General features: G+C 50.8%; 3 protein-coding genes. All 3 read left to right on the forward strand.

What is annotated here, in order from left to right; translation table 11 throughout:
• Positions 1-364 precede the first annotated feature (364 nt).
• Positions 365-925, forward strand: a complete 561-nt coding sequence (locus ACI4N7_RS07745) for a cyclophilin-like fold protein (protein ID WP_439732781.1) — start codon at positions 365-367, stop codon at positions 923-925.
• A 7-nt stretch (positions 926-932) separates the two neighbouring features.
• Positions 933-1703, forward strand: a complete 771-nt coding sequence (locus ACI4N7_RS07750) for a flavodoxin (RefSeq protein WP_439732782.1) — start codon at positions 933-935, stop codon at positions 1701-1703.
• Between the two features lie 169 nt (positions 1704-1872).
• Complete coding sequence (locus tag ACI4N7_RS07755) at positions 1873-3231, forward strand: MATE family efflux transporter (protein ID WP_439732783.1); 1359 nt, start codon at positions 1873-1875, stop codon at positions 3229-3231.
• Positions 3232-3567: the final 336 nt, after the last annotated feature.

A 3567-nucleotide genomic window follows, 5' to 3' on the forward strand; every position in this document is an offset into this window, starting at 1 on the left:
AAGGAAGCATAAAAATAAAAATGAACTGCGGACGTGGGCCTGCAGTGAAATGATGAAAGAGGAAAGCGTCGGCAGCTTTCCTCTTTTATCATGCAGCGGGAAAACCATAAATAAATAGTATTATTACAGATATATGATAAGCATTTTACATGGATTTATTCTGCCCGTATACTGCTATAGAGAAAGGGGAACCTCACCGGTTCCTCAGAAAATGCCGATTCTTTCGCTCGATGGATTTCCATAAGCCTTTACGGGACGAAGCTGCAGAGTCATAAAGAAATTCTGCATCTTCGTGACCGGGAAAGGCAGAAATCCAAATCAGCGGATGATTGCATTAGCCATTTCCAGGTAAGGAGGAATGTACATGATAAAAGCAATAGCAGCAGCGGCGCTGACAGGCCTGCTGCTGGTGACAGTGAGCGCTTGCGGCTCCCAGACGGCAGCGCAGAGCCGCAGCGGTGAACCGGCGGTATCGCAGTCGGCAGCGGCAAGAAAGACGGCCAAAGAAGGAGCATCCATGCAGAAAACGGATGCGGGAAAAGCGACAAGGATTCCTATGGCCGGCGGCACACCGGTAAAAATCCATTTTGGCGATACGGTGATTCATGGTGTGCTGAATGACAGTGAAACGGCGAAAGCTCTTATCCGGAAACTGCCCTACACGGTTCATATGGATCGATACAGCCATGATTTCTGCGGCGTCACAGAAAAACTTCCCTATAGAGAAGAGGAAGTGCATTACGGATGGCTGAACGGAGACATTGACTACGCCACGGATGCACCCTATTTTACCATCCTCTTTAAAGACGAGGACTCTTCCGAGCAGTATGGGCACCAGGTCAATATCGGGGTCATGACATCGCCCATTGCAGATATAGACAGCCTCCATGGCAGTTATGATGTGACCATCGAATTGGATTCGTGAGGCGCCTATGAAGTGGAAATACTGGCTGGGCGCAGCGGTTCTCGGAGCGGCAGTTCTGGCCGGAGGCTGCGGCTTTGGCAGGCTGCCTGCCGTATCTGCTCTGTCAAATCAGGTGGAATCCGGAAAGACAGGAGAGCAGGCGGAAATAGAAAATTTTACCAGATATGCTGATTATACGCCGGAAAAAGCAGTGCCCCGGGGTATCATTCCCGGTAACCATAGACATACCCTGGTCGCCTATTTTTCAAGGTCCGGCAATACGGCTGCCGCTGCAGGAGACCGTTCTTCTCCCGGACTGGACGTAGGAAAGGATGGAAGCACTGCAGGCAACGCAGAGCGCATGGCCCGCTGGATTGCTGACGAAACAGGCGGAGATCTTTTTACCATCCAGACAGAATACACCTATCCCGTGGATTACCAGAAGACTGTCAGGGTGGGCGAAGGACAGGACATGGATCATGTTCATCCTGCTCTGGCAGGCCACATTGATGATATGGGCCGATATACGACGATTTACCTGGTGTATCCTACCTGGCACTATACCCTTCCGGCGCCGGTGTGCACGTTTCTGGATGACTATGATTTATCCGGTAAAACGGTTTATGCCTTTAATACCAGCGCCGGAAGCCGGTTCGCGGATACTTTGGAACGGATACGGGAAGCAGAACCAGAGGCCCGGGTTGTACAGGGGCTCTCCCTGATGGAAAATGAAACCAAAACAAAGGAAGGGGAAGAGGAAGTCAGAAATTTTGTCAGGAATCATCCTTCCGATTCATAAGAGAAAAGGAGAAGGCAGGAGGTCCTTCTCTTTTTTTTATGGAAAAGAAATGAAAGGTCCGGCCGGGGAGTGGATGCATTCTCAAGGAGAAGAACTGCGGATCGGTATATATCCGGACCCGTGCTATAATAAGATAGAAAAAAGAAAGGACAGCAAAGGAGAAAAACAGATGAGACGAATGGATATGCTTCACGGATCGATTGCGGACAAAACCTGGACCTTTGCCCTCCTTTTGGCGGTAACGGGCATATGCCAGCAGCTTTTCAACGCGGCGGATATCCTCATTATGGGACGGTTTGTAGGGAAAAACGCTATGGCTGCCGTGGGAAGCAATGCGCCGGTGGTGGGGATTATTGTCACCTTCTTTATCGGCATTTCCCTGGGAGCCAATGTGGTGATTTCCCAGCTTACCGGAAAAAGAGACAGGGACGGCGTGAAAAAAGCGGTACATACAGCCATTCTCTCTGCACTTTTCGGCGGCATTGCCATGGCAGTTCTGGGAGAGCTGGCTGCTTCTCCATTGATGGACATTCTTTCGGTGCCGGAAGAAGTGAGAGACATGTCCCTCCGGTACCTGCGCATCCAGTTCCTGGCTATGCCGGGCATTCTCATGTACAATTTCACTTCCGCCATTTTTCGGAGCCAGGGAGATACGAGGACACCCTTTATCTGCCTCTTCATTTCCGGCGTGGTGAAAGTGGCGGCCAGCCTTTTCTTTGTACTGGTTATGGATATGGATGTAGGAGGTGTGGCTGCTTCTACCGTATGCTCTTCCCTGGTCAGCAGCCTGCTTCTTCTGAGCCTTCTTTCCCACACAACTCTCTCGGTCCATGTTTCCCTGAGAGAAGCGGTTTTTGATATGTCCATGCTGAAAGAAATTCTTTCCGTAGGTGTGCCGGCAGGTCTCCAGGGGGCGGTATTCAGCCTTTCCAATATCGTTATCCAGTCCGCCATCAACAGTCTGGGAGCAGAGGTGATGGCCGCATCGGCAGCAGCCTTCAACCTGGAAATTATTGCCTATTATGTCATTAATGCTTTCGGTCAGACCTGTACTACCTTTACCGGGCAGAATTACGGTGCCGGCCTTATGCATCGGTGCAGGAGAATTTTTCTTGTCACCGGTGCCCAGGCCCTTTTTGCCATGGTTCTGGTGTGCGGCGCTGTTCTTTTCTTCGGTACTCCCCTGCTGTCTCTTTTCAGCACGGATGAAGAGGTTCTCTATTACGGCTATATCCGGCTGGAATACATCCTGGGCGCAGAAGTACTGAACCTCATCATAGAAATGGTTTCTGGCTTCCTCAGGGGCTTTGGGAAATCTCTGGGGCCTGCGGTTATTGTGGCTGCCGGTATCTGCGGCTCCCGTATTCTCTACGTGGCTACCATTTTCCGCTGGAATCCCGGCTTTGATGTCCTCATGGCCGTGTATCCCGCCAGCTGGCTCCTGACAGATATAGGTATGGCGGCTGTTCTTTTGTACTACAGGAAACTCTATATGGGGAAAGACAGGAAAACGGTCAAGGAAAAATAAGCTATAGAATGCAAAAAAGCCCCTGCAAAAGGGGCAGAATATAAAACAGCAGCAGGGCGTCTTCGGGAAGAGGACGCCTTTTGAAATGGCGGAAACTGTGGCCCGTCCGAGAACTTTTCTTTGTAAGCAGTCGGGACGCTGCTATCTCTTTATATGGAAGGGATTGTCAGTTTTTTCCCTGTGCCCCTTTTCGATACACATACACAAATGCCAGGAGACATAAAAGAATCTGCATAACGGAGGAGGCCGGCGTGGCCAGGCCGATGTGGAAAAGACGGGGAGGCACCTCCAGGCTCATGAAGTAGGAAAAGGGCACCCGCACCAGGAAAGCACCGG

The organism is Dialister sp. (genome assembly GCF_051885895.1).
In the GTDB taxonomy this organism is placed as follows: Bacteria; Bacillota; Negativicutes; order Veillonellales; family Dialisteraceae; genus Dialister.